This window comes from Dermacoccus sp. CCH2-D9, from assembly GCF_001556795.1.
Taxonomy (GTDB): domain Bacteria; phylum Actinomycetota; class Actinomycetes; order Actinomycetales; family Dermatophilaceae; genus Dermacoccus; species Dermacoccus nishinomiyaensis.
In genome coordinates, this window is record NZ_LSJT01000059.1 from 1 (window position 1) to 447 (window position 447).

Below are 447 nucleotides of genomic sequence, written 5' to 3' on the forward strand. Positions count from 1 at the left end.
GTCGTCCTCGGGCGGCGCCGCGTCGTTGTCGCCGCGCGCGACGGCCACGACGACGTTCGACTCGCCCGCTCCGTCACCCGCGGCGGAGGCGCACCAGGACGCTGACGGCAGCGCCGCGTGGAGCGTCATCGCCGCGGTGGCGGGTGTCGTCGTGGTCGTCGGCATCGGAGTCGCGCTCATGGCGCGGCGCCGTCGCGGCCAGTGAGCCTTCGCCGTCAGCGTCGTGACGATGCGCGGGGTGCCTCGACGGAGGTGCCCCGCGCGGGCCGCGGTCAGGACGAGGAGGGTTCAGGTGATGGTCCGTTACGCGTGCATCCGCAGTGCCCAGCCGGCCCAGCGGCGGCGACGGCCGGGGTGGCGCGCGAAGGTGGACGAAAATTGCAGAGGGGGACAGGAATCGCCGATGGGCCGGCTGGGCACTGCGGATGCACGCGTAACGGACCATCA

General features: G+C 73.6%; 1 pseudogene. It reads left to right on the forward strand.

Features of this window, described 5'->3' with window-relative positions:
- Positions 1-205: pseudogene (locus AX669_RS13605) on the forward strand (hypothetical protein); the annotation flags it as partial.
- Positions 206-447: the final 242 nt, after the last annotated feature.